The following is a 16,705-nucleotide window of genomic DNA, read 5'->3' on the forward strand; positions in this document are numbered from 1 at the left end:
TTCCTGCCGAATTTGTGAGCGACTGCATTAGCGACTTGTAAGCTTCGTCTTCACTTGCTCGATTATTAGTCGCGAGCAGAATCCTGATGTCCTCAATGCGTCTGAGTGCGTTACTTTTCGTTTTAGCGCGAATAAATTTAGGAATGTCGATCATGTAAAAGTCGTTTTCGATAGCGTGTTGCGTAACGCCTAAGTGCGTCGCTGCTTCAATTAGATAGTCATCAATCGTATAAGGATCGCCTTCTTCGTTTACTTTTCGTGTTTCGGAAGAAGGCTCATTACGTTTTTTACTTGCGAATCTAGTCGATTCTTTTTGATAGTTAACGCAAGATATTCGATTAACTCGTCAGTTCCTACTTCTTCGTGGATATACTCGGAATCAACTCCGCTAAGCATGGCGACAATAGCGACAATCTCATCTAAAGCGATATCAACTGCGCTCAAAAGGTAGGAATAAAAATCGGTTTTCGGCGCGCTAAGCACCTGTAAAACAAGGCCAGGAATTTTGTCGGCGGTCGCAAAAAGCTGCTTCCATTTAGCAGGCGTAAGCTTCGCGACCTGAACCGTATGCTTACCTAAATTAACGGCTTCGGGGTCTTGTTTCTTCGGGAAAAGATTCATACATACGCTCCTTTCAATAAAATGAAAAAGACACCGCAGTAAAGCGATGCCTTTAAGGTTATACCGTTTCCGTAGAAGTTCCGGCTGTTTCGTCTCCCATAATAAACAAGTCGCCATCGCCCATCGTATCCGGATATCCGGTAAACGTGAGGTTCGCGATCCGTTCGTTATCAGAGTCGTATGTGTATTCAATATCCGTAGATGCGCCAGCTAGAGGAATCGTGATCCAGTCGTTCGCTGTTGCTTGCGGGTCCGTAGGTTTAATTACGAGCTTTTTAGCGCCGGCGAGTAAGTCGTGCCCTGCTTTCCCGCTAACAACGAGCTTTTGTTTTGTTCCGTCAGACACGAATTTACTATTCGGGATTGCCTGATGTAATTTCTCTAAGTCATATAACGCAAAAGGTACGGTACACTCACACGTTCCACCTTTTGTCCGTGAAGCAACAACGGAATCACCATATTGGTCTACCGTGGTATCCTGTTTTGACATCTGCGATTTAAATACGATACCGCCTTTTGTGATATCGAATACCGCCATGTCAGCACCTTCCCCGTACTCTACGATCGCAGGGCCGATAGGAACATTAATCGTTTTAATTCCGGCCATTCATTCTCCTCCTTATTTTCGCAATAAAAAAGCGCCCGCTTAAGGGCGCACTACACAGTCAAAATTTAATGAGTATTGAGGTCGATCATTATCGTCGTAACCTATGAATATAGGCTCCGAATTTGATGCGCGAATAACGACAACCGAACTATCTCCGATGAAGACTTCGCGAAGGTTCGTTAACGAATCGTACAATTGATACGCCCGTTCTTCGCACTCTGCGTCGCCCCGCGCCTTGCCTCGTAAAAGAATTTGAAAGGACGGTTGTTTTTTGCCGGTCCACTGAGACGGGGGAAACCCGCCCGTGAAACGAATATAAGCGCATTCATCCTGTGCTTCACGCGGAAATCCGTTCGCGAAATAAACGCCATCAACCCGCGACTCAACAAACGATATTAATTCGGATATTCTCAACGCTTATCTCAGCTCCCTTCTAACCGCGTTAGCAACGTTATTGATATACTTCTGCGACTCGCCTTTTAACGGACGCTCTAGATACTTATTACCTACCTCGTATCCGTCCGTTCCGCCAGCGTTTGCGGATGTCGGACCAAGTTTATAATCGGCCTCATGCGTCCAGATCGCATAGTTGAATCCTTTGTCGACGGCCCGAAACGATACTTCACCGACCAAACTGTTCCGCCTCAGCGTTACCTTCTTTTTCATCCCCCGACGGAGCGTCGCTTTATCGATCGGAGCGATGTTCTGCGCAATTCTAGCAAGGTCATCCGTGTTGTCTTCCATTGCCGTTATTGCCGCCCGCTCAACGGCTGTCTCTCGATTATTAAGCAGCGATGTAAATTCGCTTGTATTAAACGTCAGCCTCATACGACTACCTCGGTCAATATCGGCTTCCCACCGACATTCCTTCGTACATTTATCTCCTTCGGCTTCCGCTCAATCGTCTCTCCGAGTTCATTAGTAAACGATAGTAAGTCGGAATATCGGACATTTGCGAGTTTATCAATTAAGATTCTCGCAGTAGCGACGACCTCTTCGTTCTTGACTACGCCCGACGACCTTGAGTTAGCGATAGAAGATCCCTCATCAACACGGCATTTTAAGAAGAATGTTTCCGTTGATTTTGGATTTCCCCACACGTCTAATTCTTTGGACGCCCTGTAAACGGTCACTGTCTGACGCATTGGAATAATCGCCAATTACATCACCGTCCACTTAACTATTCTGCCGCCGAGTTGTACGCCGTTAGCTTCGCCGATTAAATCGAGAGTCTTCTTCGGGATCAATGATTCGTCATCGACGCGCAGAGTGTCTTTGAAATTAAACGACCCGACTCCGGTTATTGAAAACCCTGCGATCCCCTGCTTATTTAGACGATTTGTATCGTTGTACGCAATCGCAAGTACGTTCGCAAACTCAAACACGGCGTTATCCGGAATGATGTATTCGGGATATTTACGGGCCAGCACGTCTTCAGCAACGTTTAAAATCCGCTGCTTCTTCTCGTTTTCGTAATCGTTCCAGTCTTCGTTATCGATCGTGAATCCATTGATATATTCGTTAGCACTTTCGACACTTAACGTCATAAGCACCGCCCTCCCTTATCACTTTGCGGAGGACTTACGCGGCTGCTTTTTCGGCGCAGGTTTTGATTCCTCCGGCTCTTCCTCGTTGAGTTCGACACACGTAACCCAACGCGGGCACAATTCATTCAGTTGCTTTATTACGTCCGGGTCTTCAGTTTTATAAATGCCTTTGAAGTCGAAAGTAATGTCTTTATCTCCGCTTACTGAATAAAACGGAGAAGCTTTATATATTGCTACCATTAAGAACCAGACCCTTCTAATGCATTAAGGCGAGCGATAATGTCGTCATATTGCTCTTTTGTACCGAACCCATCAGCGCCTTTTGTACCAGTATCACCCTTATCTCCTTTCGGACCTTGGGGGCCAGGATCGCCTTTATCACCTTTAGGTCCTACAAGTCCGCCTTCTTGCATGTCTTTGATGATGTCACCAAGCTTCACATCGTTTGCTGCCGGCATACTTTCATTCAATCTTCTCTTCTGTTCATCTGAAATAGCCAATTCGCTCCCCCTTTCTATAAATAAAAAGACGGGCATAAGCCCGCCGTATTATGAGACAGTAGTAGAAATGTTTTCAAGAATAGCGATCTTCTCATTCGCGTTTTTAACCTTGATGCCGTACTCACCACGAATCTGACGAGCGACGAAATCGGCTCCGTTTACACTTGCATCTGTGTCATATACAGATCTACCATTTAACGGGTGCAGGGACAGAATATTACGGTCAAATAATGCGACTTTATCTTTCGGGAAGTTTGGATCAACGATGACAGTCGCCACACCGCCACCAACCATATCGGAGACAAACGTACTAATGCGGTGACCTGTTGTAGCATCCGTTCTTTCTGTACGGATAGTATCAGTCGCCATTTTAGAAATCTGACGCGCTCCTGCTGTATTTGTGAGGATAGTATTCGCCGATCCGCCCCGCAAATAGACTTTCTCCATAAGGTTATTAATATCTTTCGCAGTTACTTCTTTACCCGCCAAGTTGGATTTTGCCGCATTCTTCAAATTAGCGAAGTGCAAAAGTCCGCCAGTCATACGTGGTCTGCCGTCAATTCTACGTCCATAAATCAACCAGTCGTTAAACTCCCGCGCCATTTCTTTAAGGCGTAATTGGACCTGATAGTCTAACTCGCTGGATACGTTGTAGGTACGTACTGCTTGTTGCGTGTTAGATACGGCAGCGTAACGTTCAATAATCTGCGTAAAGTTATAGTCAACATAGCGGTCGTGACCTTCGTCAATACCAACCCCGGCACCTTCAGGTTGAGGGCGAGATACAATACGCAGTTCGGCTCCCGCTACAATCTCTTCTTGAGTCGTACCGTCGAAGCCTCGAACAACGGTCAACACATCGCCAGCAATCTCAGTGACTTTTAGATATTCTTCCTTGAAAACTACGATTGCGTCTTTGCGGAACTTCTCTCCGTCGCCATCTGAAACGGTAATTTTTCCGTCGGCAGCAACTTCCTTAACTGTTGCAAGATTCGAATTCAGTCGGTCAGACATCCATTCGAACTTAGTTTGGTATAGAGCCTCGCCGTTTAGACCGATAAGGCCAAGCAACGTAGGTTCGTCCTGAATAATTAGGTCAATGCCTTCATCTAACTGACGTACCTGATCTTTAAAATCGTAACTTGTTAACATTTATTTTCCCCCTACTTCTTTAATAGTGATTTAAGTTTGTTTGAAAGCTCAATTACCTTCGAAAAATTCTTTTCTTTCTTCGCTTCATTCAGTTGCGCCTCTAGCGTCTTGATTTCGCCCCCATCCGCATCTCCTGCTCCGTTTGTTGATTGACCAATCGACTTCAAAGTTTGTTTCTTCGCAACCAAGAACGGTTTATTGTCAACGAGACCTTTAACAACGTCTTCCACACCGACAACCTTCCCGTCTTCGACTTTTACCGCGGATAAGTCAGCAAGACGCAAAGCATCGTCGATGTAGGCGATGTCGTGGCTCGTAGCAACCTTAATAAATTCGTTCGCCACTTTTTCGCGTTCAGTAGCAGCCTTTAATTCTTCGATCTGCTTCATGTAGGCGGCTTCTGCTTCGGACTTTTCGCCGAGCTGCTTCGTAAGTTTTTCGAGTTCGGTCATCTCAGCCTCTTCGCGCTCTTTCTGCGCCTTCTCAAGATCACCAAGCTTCGCCTTCATCTCGTCATAGTCAGCGTATTTGTTTTTAACACGGCCTTTTTCGCGAGCAATTACAGCGTTGAACTCTTCTTGCGTCATAGTCACCGTCGGTGTTTCAGGTTTATTTTCCGGCACCTCAGCCGTAGTTTGATCGGTAACGTCGCCTATCTGCGTATCTTTTAATTCTTCGCTCATAAAGTCCCTCCACCGTTTAAAGCCCGTCGGCTGTTGGATAATTCAACCGTTTCTTTTAACGTCATAACGTTCGGACAAAATAAAAAAGCGCCCTGAGCGCTTAAAACGGATTTCGTATCGTTGAGAATACGTGCCTGCAACGCGGATGGAATATCTCTCCGGTTGCTTTTAACTCGTCATATGTCGGGTAATTGCCGGGCGCATCCGCAGTCAACTTAATGATCTGACCCTCGTGCAGGCGGCATAAATCTTTCGCTCCGTGTGATGATATCTTCGCGTAATATGCGCCTCGACTTACCGCCTCGTTCGTGTGAGCCTCTCGGTACGTCTCCATCATCTTTGTGCGGACAACCATATCTGCATACACTTCAGGCCGCCATCGATTACCTCTTGCGTCAATAATGCCAGTGTTTACCGATGATTGTAGAGCTTTTCGAACCGATTCCGCTATACTTCGCCTTCCGTTTGTTCCGGTGGCCATATTAATCCGCATCGAATCTGAAACGGCCTTTCTTACGGCAGCGCGCGTCTTCCTATCAACGTTCTGCGTTACCGCTAACAAATCGGCTTGTGTATCCGCTACTGCAGCCGCAACCATGTATTCATTTACGTCGCTGAAAGCGACAATCTTTTCCGCTTCCTTGACGGTCTTCGCGACATCAAGCGCAACTAATGCGTGAACAATACCGTCAGTGGCCGCCCTCGGTACGTTCTTCTTAACCCATGCGGAAGATCTTTCGTCTAGTTCGCTAAGGATCTCGCTGATTGATTTCAGTGTCGCTAACGCATTAGCTCTGCGGAAGTTATCGAGATCAATCCGGTCGAGCTCAGATAAAATATCTCTAACCGCAGTCTGATAATACCCCGCTAGTTGCTCCGTTTGATGATCGTAATGAGGTTCAGGAATGCGCGCCATTAATTATCGACCTCAACGATCGTTTCGCTGTCTTTTGGCGGGTCCTTTTGCAGTTCTTCCTTGTTGAATATCGACCCGTCTACGAAGCCACTTGCCGCTTTCTCATCCTCTTCAATCCGGCGAATAATTTCGTCAGCTTTTTCGTCATCAACATCGTCTTGTTGCTTAATAGCCCCGCGAACGTCAATCGTAGGTTTACCACCGGTCCGAATTTCCATGATTTCGGCGATCTCCTTTTCATTCTTCGGAAGACCGTCGCTCCAAATTGCGCGCGGATAAACCGCTTCTTTAACATCTAAAACGCCGACCGCTTTTTCGAGTAACATGCACGTCCAAAGGGCGTCCCTTACTGCGCGGTCATAGTGAGCACGTATACGTTTTACTTTCGAGAGAATCGGCATGAATCGAGCTTTAATAGCTGCACCGTCTGTGTGTGACGTACCCGTGCCGCCCGAGTTATCGCCGGAAATAGTTGTCCCGAATAACCATTGTGGAGTCTCCGCCATTTGAAAGACGTTACTGAAGAGGACGTCAAGTTCTTTGAACGCTGCGTCGAGTTGCGCTTGCCAAACCATATAGCCCGGAGTCGGATCGTCTTTGGTTACCGGGATGTATTTTCCTCCGAACTGTACAGAGTTTCCGGCGCTTTCTAAATTGGGACCGTATGCTGTCGGATCGCTATGCTTCCATAGGATATAATCGATCTGCACAAGGCGATCATTAATCGCAGCTAACGTAGTTTCGATTTTTTCTAAGCCGCCAATACCGAAGTAACTATCATCGATAGATTTGTAAGGCGCGTGGAAGACCGGTATGTGAGGAAGGAATGTTTCTTCGTGATCCACTTCGCGTCCTGTCGGCACTTCCTCACCGATAGTGAATACGCTAATCGGCGCACTTCCTGAAATATCGACGCCGTTTTGGTAAAGTCTATAACGCGTATAGAAGATGTGTCCTGGAATGTGGCGCTCTACGTTTAAGAAAGGCACTTCCGTTTGTTCCGTTTCGACCCACTCCACCTGCGCTATATTAATTGCTTTGATATTTTTTACGTTTCCTGCCGAAAACTCAGGGAAAACGCAATTGGCGTTAACATGCTCAACGATGGCCTCCATTTTCGCGCCATCCGGAACCCCTAGTCCCATCGCAAGAAGCTCAGAATAATCTTGTCGATAGCCAAAGCGAACCTTAATCCACGCGTCACCACGATACCCATTTGACATGGCGCTTTCGTGAAGTAGCTGGTTAAGATCGTTTTCTTCTACGTATCGGTTGAGTGCTTTTTGCTCTTTGCTAGTGTCCGATAACCCGCTCTCGAAATGAACCGGTTCTCCTACCAGCAGATCCGCCGGCTTAGTTACCAAAATGTCCGCGAGATTAATTGCGATATAAAGCTTCTCAAGCTGTTTCGAGTGTGGCGAATCTTTTAAAATATCCGTAGCTCTCTCGTATACGTCTCGGTGTCGACCTTCGAAAAGCTTACGCATACGCTTATATTTTGCTAACCGCTCGATTGAGTCATCGGGAGGAAATTGCGCACCTTCTCGGATGATACTGTACGTTTTCTTTACCGTATACTCATCCGAAGGTTGGTCGTGCTGCTTGAATACGTTGAAAAACCCCACCGCTATTCCTCCTCTCCCAGAATGTCGTCTAACTCATCGATTTCCTTCTCAAGATCCTCGTTACTACGAGATCCGCTATCCGTCTCAGTTGTCGTCACTTGGCGGTCAGTTAATAGACCATGACGACGCATAAACAAGTCGATAGCTTTAACCGACGGCTGCGGTCCTTTAATTAATCGCAAAAGTTGCCCGTACACTTCGGATCTATGTCCGGACAACATATCGTCAGCCAGTAGGTTCATATATTCGATGAACGTCGGATTTTGAAACCGCCAACGATAAAGCGTCATCCTGCTTACGCCTATTTCTTCAGCAAGCTCTGCCTGACTACGTTTAGCGCCCTCTTCCGGAGATACTTCGTTACTCGCTACGACTTGCGCAGCCTTCCGCTGTTGCAGCGTTAATTTCGCCTCTAGCTCCTTCATTCGCGACATCTTATCGCCTCCTTTCTACAGCCATCCCGGCTTCGATACTAAGCGCGTTTTCGGACGGAACACTGATTCCAACGCCTGTTGTAGCGCGTCAAGTGAATCTACGTAGTCGCCGAAAGGGTATTGCGCCATCTGATCGAGAAGCATCGTATGTCTGTCGTTTAATATAAGCGTTTTGTTGTGGAGCATCGGCTCCATCGACTGAATACGTTCGTCCTTCGAAGATTTATGCGACTTCACATCGTTAACGCGACAAGTGTATAAGCCTTCTTGCCGAACGCGCTCTTGTAGTTGCCGATAATATTCGTGCTGCGCGTTGATCGTCTCCACGTTGAAAGAACGGTGTTTATATTGCTTTATTTTCTTAATGATGATATCGATATACACATGAGCCGGCTCTTTCGACGCATACTCGTCCAAAACGAAAATGTAACCGGTGGGTTCGTGCTTTCCGAGCGTGATGACCGAGTTATAACAAGACCGTGCGTTCTTCCCTTGCGCAATGTCCCACGCGCCTACAATCAGAAGATCCTTAATCGGTATTTTCAACTCGTTATAAACGACATACGCTGTCCCGTTCTCGTGGTAATAATGGTAATAAGCATAGTTTTCCGGGAAGAAAAACTGCTCGTCTTCACTGAACGCTAAGTTTCGGAATTCCGAGTTATAGGCGCGCGTCCCCATGTTTACTTTCTCGTGCATAAGATCGCGATATGTCCATCGCCACGGCCACGCAAGCTCGACGCCTTCCTCCAACGCTTCTTTATGCGCTTCGTAAAATTCATCGGCTTCTTCCATCGAGTCAGCACGCGCATATACTTCGCAATATTTTTCCCATAGTTCCGGCCTTGAGGGCTCGCTGATAATGGCGCCGTGGAAGCTTGCTTTGAAATCCTTCCGTTTCAGTACGTGATTAAGAAGTCCGGTTGCGGAAACCATCGTTCCGACAAGTACGATCGCAGTCGCCTTAGACCCGATCGGCACAACGACGGAGTTAAACCAATGGACGAGCTTTTCGCGCGCTTCTTTAGTTCCCTCGTTGTTCGTCGATGATGGGTCGTCTATGATAACGAGATCCGGCCGGACAGCTCCGTGCCTTTTACCCCGCAGTTGCTTACCTGACGAGGATGATTCGATAAGAATATTCGTCGTCGTAATGAACGCTTCTTCGTTATCTTTTTCGTTGCGGCTTGCGGATTCATGCATCATCGGACCGAAGTCCTCACGCAACTTGGCGTTGAACTTCATCTGCTTATTGACCCATCCGATCAGCTTTTTCGAAAGTGAGTCCGTTTCTGAAATTACGAGTATATACTTACGACGTCTGAAGGCCGCCTGGTGCAACGGTAGCGCATTCGAGAACATACCGGACTTCGAGTGCCCCCGCGCTGCCGCAATAGCAAGACGCGCATTTCGTTTTTCCTCGTTAACATAATCGCAAAGCTCGAAAAATTCCTCGTGAATCTTCGCGATATCTTCTATACCATCATGCGGCGTTCCGTCATCCGAATTCCTTACGACATTGTCTTCGTTTCCCGGATTCAGACCGTCGCTCAAATACTCGTATGTAAAATAAGCAACGTCTATTTCCGCACGGTGAACGCGTTTAAGCTTAATTAATTCCGCTTTGTTTTTCCGGAACATATCAATATGGTATTCGGTTGCTTTTTCGGACTTAATTAGGGCAGCCAACCGACGCACACTCTCGACTAATAAATTAATGCGTTCCTGCCGTTCTTGCCGCCCTATCCATTTTCCGTTAATGTACGCCAAATTTTCACCCTCCTTTCGCTTGACTTACGTTATTACTTTCGTTAATATTAATTTAACATATTGAGAACGGAGTGAAATTCAGATGAACGAAGTCCAACCGATTAGAGAAAAACGCCAAATAAACGCAATAAAAAAAGCCCTTCGTGGGCGCGATCTTCTGCTGTTCACACTCGGCATTAATTCCGGCCTACGTATTTCCGATATTCTTGCGCTAAAAGTCGGCGATGTCCGCGGTAAGGATTTCGTTACGATTACGGAAGGCAAAACGAAAAAGTCTAAGCGTTTTTTCTTCAACGCCGCAATCAAGAAAGCCGCCGCCGAACTGATACCGACCGAAGCCGTCGATAATGATTGGCTGTTTCCTTCGCGCAAAGGTTCGAAGGCTATCACCCGCGTACGTGCTTACGGTATACTTAACGAAGCCGTTGAACGGGCTGGCCTTGCGGAAAAGCTCGGCACAATCGGCTGCCACTCTTTACGTAAGACTTTCGGATATCACGCGTATAAGAACGGCACCGACCTTTCGCTCCTGCAATCGATCTTCAATCACTCGAAGCAGTCGGTCACGCTTCGTTATATCGGAATTAACCAGGACCGGATTGACGAAGTATACGCTAACGTTAATCTTTAAGCATCGGGGCTCTACGCCTGCGGTGCTTTTTTATTCATAAAGCGAGATTCATTGCGAAACCCGCTTTCACAGGGGCGGCAGGAATTGAACCTGCCCAAATAATTCGCCACCGAGGAACATGCGCCCCTATTTGCCCCACCGACCGTGGTCCGCATCGTTGAGAGGCGTGTCGGTGGATGCGCTGGCGTTACCGGAAGGCTCGGAAGCACATTCCAGCTGATCAGTAAAACGCAAGCACAAAAAGACCTCCGCCGTAGGGTGCGGAAGCCTCGTTCTGATTGCGTTTAATTGTCGCTTACTTCTTCGTAAGTCTTTTCGAAAATGTCCGGCTTACATGGGTAAAGTTCGCCCCCAACGCCGCGAATAATATAATCGCCTACCTGCGCAGTCATTACGCCTTCTAACGTCGGTATATACATTACGACCGGCTTTTGTCGGTAGTCTACCCGAATTAAATTATCGTGGGCTATTTCCGCTATAGCCGATATAGATTCCGTCGTATCTTCGAATTTTACCGCTTCTACTTCAACCGGCTTCTTGCGATACTTCGCCATCCTTTCGTCCTCCCTTCGAAATCACACGAAATTAGCGTTTCTAACGTTTACCCTACCGAATACCCTCCGTCTGGATTAAAACGGCTGAGACGCTTTAATTTCGTGGTAAAATCATTATGCTAGTCCGTGCGTCTTCTTTAACGCATCCACTTTCGTCATGATCTGCCGCTGAACTTCGTCAGCTTCTTCGGTTGCATCCGGCGTCTTACGCAGCTTTTTATGCTCCCGGATCATTCTGCGCGTTTCATAGTCGGTTACAATGACGGTGTAATGCTTCGAACAATGCGGACACTCAAAATACGTTTCCTCAATGCCGGCATTATTTAACGGGCGCTCCTTCGGTTGCATTTCGAATTCCTCTAAACATTCGTCGCAAGATACTTGCATGCGGTCACCTCCGTTCAGTTGACGCCCTGAGTTCGAAAAATTGTGCGCAAGTTCCGAACAGCAGTCGCCATGGATTTTTCGGACGGGCTTGGGGGGTCCGTCGTTTTCGTGATCAGTCGTTTGAGTCATCGTATATATCATTCGCGTTTATGAATAACGAATTTAACAGAAGTAAATTGAGTTACATTCGAATTCAATCGCAATCATTGATATACCAACGTTCATATACGTTTACGTATCGCAGTTATCCGTATGTTATTTATGCATTCGATAAACCGCGCTAGATCAACGCGTGCTGACTACGGTACATGCCGCCTGCTATGCATAGGATGGTGCATATTGCGGTGGGCATCCGGTCCAACCCCGTGAGTTTCGGAAGGGCTTACGCTCCGCGGTCTTCTCGTTACTGCGAGTACCACAACGCAACGATAACGCTTAATCTTCCGCCGCCTTCCTTCTTATATAACTATACGTATGCATATACGGTGTTACATCCGGTGTACTATACCCGTAGCCTAACGGTTGCCTATGCGGTAGGTTATACGATATGTTACGTCCTTCTATTACGTAAGACAGCATATCGGGGTAAATGTTGATACATATTCGCTAAGTTTCCGTAATTAATTTCGTTAGGTTAGCGCAAGTCTTTCCGTAGGTATTTAAACATAGCGCTAATTCCGGTCACTTCGTTCCCTACATACGCGCAGATATTAATTAATAAGTACTTGATCGCGATAATACTGGACGAAGGCGAAGCCGAAGTTCCAGAGGCTTGTGATTCACAAGACTAAGAAGTGATTGGCGGCCTAAAATCGCTGTATCCCTTGCGGCTCTAAGCACGAACCCACTTTTCGGTTGTGCGAATAAAGTCGTGTTTTTCGCCGATTTGTGCGAATAAAGTCGTGTTCATTATCAATTAGTTTTCCGTAATTGAGAATCGGAGCCTACGAAAAAAGATGACGCCATTTCAACGCCACCTCATCGACCGTATTTTCCCCGCCAGAAACAACCCTACGACGGCCCTCCGTTTTATCATCGTCAGGTACATCCGCCGAGCCCAACTTTCCTCATGCCTTAGCGCTACCTCAACCGCCTTCCCTACGTTCGGATGCTCGACTATTCGTTCGATCAGCGCCAACTTTTCACGCAGCCCTTTATCGCAGCCCGGCTTGAACTCGTTCTGAATACACCCGTTGACCGCGATATAACACTTCCGCCTTGCCAGGTCCAGCGCTACCTTTTCGTTGTACAAACCCCATCGTTTCGCATACGTCTCCAACGTATTGCCGTTTATGTACGAATCGAATAACTGCGGGTTATATTTGCGCATCAAGCTTTCGTCATTAATCTGCCGGTAATGATACAGCGGCCTATCGATATAGTACGCCGTCTGACAATACGTAAACGCGTCCATATTAAACAGCCAATCTTCGCCGAGATATTTACCGTCAGGAAACGCTAGGCCATACGTATCTATTAAACTTTTGCGGATTACTTTCCATACGCCGCCATACGATCCGTTGTATAAAAAGTCCGTTAGTATCTCCGCCTTTATCGCGTCCCGACCTAACGGCGTATTTGCTTTTGTGCGATAACTTTTCGTATAGCTTTTCGTTGTATCTTCGTAATCCCAGCAGATATCCGTAAATACAATATCGGCATTATTTGCGACTGCGACCTCGTACATTGTTGCGTATGTTTCTCGTTCGATCCAATCGTCAGCGTCGATAAACGCGACGAATTCTCCGCGCGCCTGCTTTAGCGCATTATTTCGCGCCGTTGCCGGCCCTTGATTCGCTTGGTAGATCGGCTTAACGCGTTCGTCAATGGCTTCGTAGTAACGCAATATAGTCCGCGTTGAATCGGTCGAACCGTCATCTACTATCAAAACTTCGATATTCTTAAGCGTCTGGTTGAGTACGCTGTCTATACACTCGCGTAGGTGCTCCTCGCCATTGTATACCGGGATAATAACGCTCACTTTGACTTTCGGATTCATTTCGTCCATCCTTTCGATTCGGGAATTCCCGAACTGGTATCAATAGGATAATTATACCAGCTGAGGGCCAGATTTCAAGACGAAAAAAAAAGACGCCGATTAGTCAGCGTCCCCAACTTCCTCTATTTCGAATAGCTCCTCGACTTCCACGCCGAGCGCCTTCGCAATCGAAAAAACGTGCCAATCTTCGTGGCGACTGTTCTTATCGAATCGCGAAATCGAACCCTGTGGTACGCCCGATGCTTCCGAAAGCCTTACTTGCGTCCAGCCTTTTTCTTTCATAACGGCGTTTAGACGCGGCGTAGCGTTTAATTTCATTTCGATCACCTCTGCGACTATTATACGATATCGAATAAATTTCCGCAAATCCGTTGACATACAATATCGTATATCGTATATTTAGGTCAACGAAGGGCCCTCGTTAATAAAATCCGAGAGGGGTAACGAAATGATTAACGAAACACAAAAACTGAATAAGGCGATTCTAGAACGAAACGGAGGCGCAGCCCCACCGACCAAAGCAAAGCTGCACCGTCCGAATCGAGCGAAGCACTTCCAGTATATCACAGCGTTTCTTCTATGCGCAATGTTAACCGCATTCACCACAGTCACCGCGCTAGCCACCGATGTTTACCGCAACTTTGCCGAACTCCAAGCCGACGAACCCGAGACCAACTACAACATATTCGCGATCGACCGCAATACGCCCGTTTTGATACTCGCGCCACATGGCGGCAGTATTGAAGGCGGAACTAGCGAACTTGCTCGCGAACTCAGCGACGACTATTCAACGTATCTTTTCGAATCGCTTAAGACGCCCAACGGCTTCGACCTCCACATCACGAGCACCCACTTCGACGAACCGACCGCGCTTGATCTGGTTATGCGCCACCAACGCGTTATATCTCTCCACGGTTATAGCGACAGTGCCGAGCACATTATCGTAGGCGGCACGGATCCTATACGCGGTCAGGCGTTAGTAGACCGCTTGAATGCCACCGGCTTTAGCGCCGAACTCGTAGGCGAAGGACATCGCTTTGCGGGCACCAGTGCCGCGAACATAGCGAATAAGTGCGTAACCGGCGAAAGTCTACAACTCGAGCTCAGCACCGGATTGCGAAAAAGCATGTTCGGAACGTTCTCGCTTGCTGGACGCGCCGGAACCGAAACCGCGACGTTCTATAAATTTACCGGGTTGTTGTCGGTCTTTATTAACGAAAATTATAACGTTGGAGGTAACGAATAATGCGATATACGTTGGAAGTCGAAAAGTACGGGATCAGTGACGATATTACGCAGGCAGACAGAACTACGGACGGATTTAACCGCGCCCTCCTTGACGCAGTAGAGATAGGATATCCGGAGATCTATATTCCGCGAGGTATTTATTATATCGATGCGGTCAATAAAGAATCCGCATTAAAGCCGGAAGAACACGCTGGTATCATCGTGCCAGGTAATATTACGATAATAAAACACCCGCAGGCTGAATTCCGTGTGGTTCCGAATAATTCGTTTGGGTATTCGTGCTTCTATATCGGCGAGGTCGAGAACGTGACGCTAAGAGGCGGCAAAATACGCGGCGAACGATATCAGCACGATTTTACCGGACATGGCGACTTCGAAAAGAAGAAAACGCACGAATGGGGTTACGGAATAAACGTCCATGGCGCTAGGAATGTCGTGATCGAAGGCGTTGATATTTCGGACTGTACGGGCGACTGCATTATCGTTAACGCGCAAGGTATGCTTAACGTTTCCTGGACGACTTACCGCCCTGCTCGCAATATAACGATTAGGGGCTGCGTTTTAGACGGAGCGCGCCGCAATAATATATCGGTGACGGGCGGCGAAGACGTTAAGATTGATGATAACGAAATTACCAACGCAGGCATTAACGACGGCTGCAAGCCGATGTTCGGTATTGACATCGAAGGTTACGGAGAAGGCGACATCGACTACGAAGAGCCTCGGAACGTAAAGATAACGAATAACACTTTCGCAGGCAACGTTGGGCAATCGGTGTGTAACTTTAACGGCTACGAGGTTGTTATTTCGGGTAACCACTCGGACAATACGATCTCATACGGATACGGCACCGAGACCAATATCGAAAATAACATACTCGTTCGCAAGGATAAGAAATATACCGCGATTGCCGGACTCGGCGTTTCGTCCGGATTTAACGGAAATAACGCAACGATTACCGGCAATACGATAAAAGGCTTCAGCAGTGGTATCGACATTCGTGGTGCAGACGTTACGGTATCAGATAATACGATTTCTGACCTTAGCACGGAAGGCATTGCGTTAGCGGCATTCGAAGCTAAAAACGCTAAATTCTCAGACAATACTGTACGCCACTGTTCAGGTAAGCTATGCTGCGCGCGTAATTCAAAAGACGTAACATTCGAAAGCAACGAACTTAACGACTCGGATATTACTGCGATAGAGATTATCGATTCGTCCAACGTTAAAGCAAAGTCGAATGATATAAAGCGAAGCAAACAGGGCGTCCTGGTTACGAGGTCTTGTGCGAAGATTATCGATAACGACGTCGATCTAATCGAGTATTCCGGTGCTGTGGGATACGCTATAGCTTTCGATAAAGGTAGCGACGTGTTTATTAGAGATAATCGCATATCCGCGCCTACTAACATGGCTGTCTACGGAGAAAGCGCTGAGGGTCGGAGCGTACGCATCAAAGCCAACGATGTTACTAACGCGAAATGTCTGATACCGATCTATGTTATCGGTGGCAAGCGCCATGAGATATCCGGCAACGACATAACGTTCAATCGGACGGCTTCCGGCGGCTACGGTATCCAAACGAAAAACACAGATGGTGCGTTAGTAAAGGAAAACGTTGTGTATTCCGTTAGTTCTTTCGCGTTATATAATCCGATAAAAACATCCGAATCTGTTAATTCGCGAGTTATCGGAAATAAAATAGCCGGCGCTCTTTCGCTGAACCAAACCGATATAGAAACGAATAATATTCCAATTTAATTGTTGACATACGTAATACGATATCGTATAATTAAGTTATAGAAAGGAGGTGAACGGTAAATTGATTGACATCATCGTAAAGCTTTCCGCACTACTTGCGACTTGGTTGGCGATATTCAAACTTTCGCTAGAACTACACAAGATGCGCAAGGAACGGAAAAGCAAAGAACAGCGACGGCAGGTTCCGCCAAAGAAGCGCCGTCGCCGAACATAACCAACGGGGGCGAAAGCCCCTGTCAATCAATTATACCACGTATGCGAAAAATAAAT

Annotated in this window: 21 protein-coding genes; 3 read left to right on the forward strand and 18 right to left on the reverse strand. The window is 47.0% G+C overall.

Annotated elements, in window-relative coordinates; all coding sequences use genetic code 11:
• Window positions 1-249 precede the first annotated feature (249 nt).
• From V6D41_RS01205 to V6D41_RS01270, 14 genes are all read right to left on the reverse strand, one after another.
• Window positions 250-621 carry a hypothetical protein gene (locus V6D41_RS01205; RefSeq protein WP_333517013.1) on the reverse strand — a complete coding sequence of 124 codons (372 nt, stop codon included), beginning with the start codon at window positions 619-621 and terminating at the stop codon, window positions 250-252.
• Between the two features lie 58 nt (window positions 622-679).
• Complete coding sequence (locus V6D41_RS01210) at window positions 680-1,228, reverse strand: hypothetical protein (protein ID WP_333517014.1); 549 nt, start codon at window positions 1,226-1,228, stop codon at window positions 680-682.
• Between the two features lie 39 nt (window positions 1,229-1,267).
• Complete coding sequence (locus V6D41_RS01215) at window positions 1,268-1,642, reverse strand: minor capsid protein (protein WP_333517015.1); 375 nt, start codon at window positions 1,640-1,642, stop codon at window positions 1,268-1,270.
• Between the two features lie 3 nt (window positions 1,643-1,645).
• A complete protein-coding gene (locus tag V6D41_RS01220; RefSeq protein ID WP_333517016.1) occupies window positions 1,646-2,056 on the reverse strand; it encodes a hypothetical protein in 411 nt (136 codons plus the stop codon).
• Window positions 2,053-2,373, reverse strand: a complete 321-nt coding sequence (locus V6D41_RS01225; protein ID WP_333517017.1) for a hypothetical protein — start codon at window positions 2,371-2,373, stop codon at window positions 2,053-2,055. The genes V6D41_RS01220 and V6D41_RS01225 overlap by 4 nt, the downstream gene beginning before the upstream one ends.
• Before the next feature lie 15 nt (window positions 2,374-2,388).
• The gene (locus V6D41_RS01230) at window positions 2,389-2,775 is read right to left on the reverse strand and encodes a hypothetical protein (RefSeq protein ID WP_333517018.1); all 387 of its coding nucleotides are present in this window, start codon (window positions 2,773-2,775) and stop codon (window positions 2,389-2,391) included.
• A gap of 18 nt (window positions 2,776-2,793) precedes the next feature.
• Window positions 2,794-3,015, reverse strand: a complete 222-nt coding sequence (locus tag V6D41_RS01235) for a hypothetical protein (RefSeq protein WP_333517019.1) — start codon at window positions 3,013-3,015, stop codon at window positions 2,794-2,796.
• Entirely contained in the window at window positions 3,015-3,275 is a 261-nt protein-coding gene (locus V6D41_RS01240) for a hypothetical protein (RefSeq protein ID WP_333517020.1), read from the reverse strand. Before V6D41_RS01240 ends, V6D41_RS01235 begins: the two co-directional genes overlap by 1 nt.
• Before the next feature lie 48 nt (window positions 3,276-3,323).
• Window positions 3,324-4,427 (reverse strand): SU10 major capsid protein, encoded by a 1,104-nt coding sequence (locus V6D41_RS01245; RefSeq protein ID WP_333517021.1) that lies wholly within the window; start codon window positions 4,425-4,427, stop codon window positions 3,324-3,326.
• 11 nt (window positions 4,428-4,438) lie between these two features.
• The gene (locus tag V6D41_RS01250; RefSeq protein ID WP_333517022.1) at window positions 4,439-5,110 is read right to left on the reverse strand and encodes a phage scaffolding protein; all 672 of its coding nucleotides are present in this window, start codon (window positions 5,108-5,110) and stop codon (window positions 4,439-4,441) included.
• A gap of 100 nt (window positions 5,111-5,210) precedes the next feature.
• Window positions 5,211-6,026 (reverse strand): phage minor capsid protein, encoded by an 816-nt coding sequence (locus V6D41_RS01255; RefSeq protein ID WP_333517023.1) that lies wholly within the window; start codon window positions 6,024-6,026, stop codon window positions 5,211-5,213.
• Entirely contained in the window at window positions 6,026-7,651 is a 1,626-nt protein-coding gene (locus V6D41_RS01260) for a phage portal protein (protein WP_333517024.1), read from the reverse strand. The genes V6D41_RS01255 and V6D41_RS01260 overlap by 1 nt, the downstream gene beginning before the upstream one ends.
• Before the next feature lie 2 nt (window positions 7,652-7,653).
• Window positions 7,654-8,085 carry a phBC6A51 family helix-turn-helix protein gene (locus tag V6D41_RS01265; RefSeq protein ID WP_333517025.1) on the reverse strand — a complete coding sequence of 144 codons (432 nt, stop codon included), beginning with the start codon at window positions 8,083-8,085 and terminating at the stop codon, window positions 7,654-7,656.
• Between the two features lie 15 nt (window positions 8,086-8,100).
• On the reverse strand, window positions 8,101-9,855 hold the full coding sequence (locus tag V6D41_RS01270) for a hypothetical protein (protein ID WP_333517026.1): 1,755 nt from the start codon (window positions 9,853-9,855) through the stop codon (window positions 8,101-8,103).
• Window positions 9,856-9,937: 82 nt separating this feature from the next.
• Between V6D41_RS01270 and V6D41_RS01275 the strand changes: the two genes are divergently transcribed.
• Window positions 9,938-10,486: a site-specific integrase gene (locus tag V6D41_RS01275; RefSeq protein WP_333517027.1), complete on the forward strand. Its 549-nt coding sequence runs from the start codon at window positions 9,938-9,940 to the stop codon at window positions 10,484-10,486.
• A 284-nt stretch (window positions 10,487-10,770) separates the two neighbouring features.
• Here V6D41_RS01275 and V6D41_RS01280 read toward each other — a convergent pair whose 3' ends face one another.
• The 4 genes from V6D41_RS01280 to V6D41_RS01295 form a co-directional block, all read right to left on the reverse strand.
• The gene (locus V6D41_RS01280) at window positions 10,771-11,040 is read right to left on the reverse strand and encodes a hypothetical protein (RefSeq protein ID WP_333517028.1); all 270 of its coding nucleotides are present in this window, start codon (window positions 11,038-11,040) and stop codon (window positions 10,771-10,773) included.
• A 114-nt stretch (window positions 11,041-11,154) separates the two neighbouring features.
• On the reverse strand, window positions 11,155-11,427 hold the full coding sequence (locus V6D41_RS01285; protein ID WP_333517029.1) for a hypothetical protein: 273 nt from the start codon (window positions 11,425-11,427) through the stop codon (window positions 11,155-11,157).
• A 967-nt stretch (window positions 11,428-12,394) separates the two neighbouring features.
• The gene (locus tag V6D41_RS01290) at window positions 12,395-13,426 is read right to left on the reverse strand and encodes a glycosyltransferase family 2 protein (protein WP_333517030.1); all 1,032 of its coding nucleotides are present in this window, start codon (window positions 13,424-13,426) and stop codon (window positions 12,395-12,397) included.
• Between the two features lie 99 nt (window positions 13,427-13,525).
• Entirely contained in the window at window positions 13,526-13,744 is a 219-nt protein-coding gene (locus V6D41_RS01295; protein ID WP_333517031.1) for a helix-turn-helix domain-containing protein, read from the reverse strand.
• Window positions 13,745-13,874: 130 nt separating this feature from the next.
• Here V6D41_RS01295 and V6D41_RS01300 point away from each other — a divergent pair, with 130 nt between their 5' ends.
• Together V6D41_RS01300 and V6D41_RS01305 are read left to right on the forward strand one after the other, a co-directional pair.
• Window positions 13,875-14,672: a poly-gamma-glutamate hydrolase family protein gene (locus V6D41_RS01300; RefSeq protein ID WP_333517032.1), complete on the forward strand. Its 798-nt coding sequence runs from the start codon at window positions 13,875-13,877 to the stop codon at window positions 14,670-14,672.
• Window positions 14,672-16,435, forward strand: a complete 1,764-nt coding sequence (locus tag V6D41_RS01305) for a right-handed parallel beta-helix repeat-containing protein (protein WP_333517033.1) — start codon at window positions 14,672-14,674, stop codon at window positions 16,433-16,435. Before V6D41_RS01300 ends, V6D41_RS01305 begins: the two co-directional genes overlap by 1 nt.
• Window positions 16,436-16,705: the final 270 nt, after the last annotated feature.

The organism is Bacillus sp. 0102A, assembly GCF_036765155.1.
GTDB lineage: Bacteria > Bacillota > Bacilli > Bacillales > Bacillaceae > Bacillus > Bacillus subtilis_G.

Coding starts and splice junctions, on each gene's coding strand:
- V6D41_RS01205 (WP_333517013.1), bottom strand. CDS start 621: ATGAATCTTTTCCCGAAGAAACAAGACCCCGAAGCCGTTAATTTAGGT.
- V6D41_RS01210 (WP_333517014.1), bottom strand. CDS start 1,228: ATGGCCGGAATTAAAACGATTAATGTTCCTATCGGCCCTGCGATCGTA.
- V6D41_RS01220 (WP_333517016.1), bottom strand. CDS start 2,056: ATGAGGCTGACGTTTAATACAAGCGAATTTACATCGCTGCTTAATAAT.
- V6D41_RS01225 (WP_333517017.1), bottom strand. CDS start 2,373: ATGCGTCAGACAGTGACCGTTTACAGGGCGTCCAAAGAATTAGACGTG.
- V6D41_RS01230 (WP_333517018.1), bottom strand. CDS start 2,775: ATGACGTTAAGTGTCGAAAGTGCTAACGAATATATCAATGGATTCACG.
- V6D41_RS01235 (WP_333517019.1), bottom strand. CDS start 3,015: ATGGTAGCAATATATAAAGCTTCTCCGTTTTATTCAGTAAGCGGAGAT.
- V6D41_RS01245 (WP_333517021.1), bottom strand. CDS start 4,427: ATGTTAACAAGTTACGATTTTAAAGATCAGGTACGTCAGTTAGATGAA.
- V6D41_RS01250 (WP_333517022.1), bottom strand. CDS start 5,110: ATGAGCGAAGAATTAAAAGATACGCAGATAGGCGACGTTACCGATCAA.
- V6D41_RS01255 (WP_333517023.1), bottom strand. CDS start 6,026: ATGGCGCGCATTCCTGAACCTCATTACGATCATCAAACGGAGCAACTA.
- V6D41_RS01265 (WP_333517025.1), bottom strand. CDS start 8,085: ATGTCGCGAATGAAGGAGCTAGAGGCGAAATTAACGCTGCAACAGCGG.
- V6D41_RS01275 (WP_333517027.1), top strand. CDS start 9,938: ATGAACGAAGTCCAACCGATTAGAGAAAAACGCCAAATAAACGCAATA.
- V6D41_RS01280 (WP_333517028.1), bottom strand. CDS start 11,040: ATGGCGAAGTATCGCAAGAAGCCGGTTGAAGTAGAAGCGGTAAAATTC.
- V6D41_RS01285 (WP_333517029.1), bottom strand. CDS start 11,427: ATGCAAGTATCTTGCGACGAATGTTTAGAGGAATTCGAAATGCAACCG.
- V6D41_RS01290 (WP_333517030.1), bottom strand. CDS start 13,426: ATGAATCCGAAAGTCAAAGTGAGCGTTATTATCCCGGTATACAATGGC.
- V6D41_RS01295 (WP_333517031.1), bottom strand. CDS start 13,744: ATGAAATTAAACGCTACGCCGCGTCTAAACGCCGTTATGAAAGAAAAA.
- V6D41_RS01300 (WP_333517032.1), top strand. CDS start 13,875: ATGATTAACGAAACACAAAAACTGAATAAGGCGATTCTAGAACGAAAC.
- V6D41_RS01305 (WP_333517033.1), top strand. CDS start 14,672: ATGCGATATACGTTGGAAGTCGAAAAGTACGGGATCAGTGACGATATT.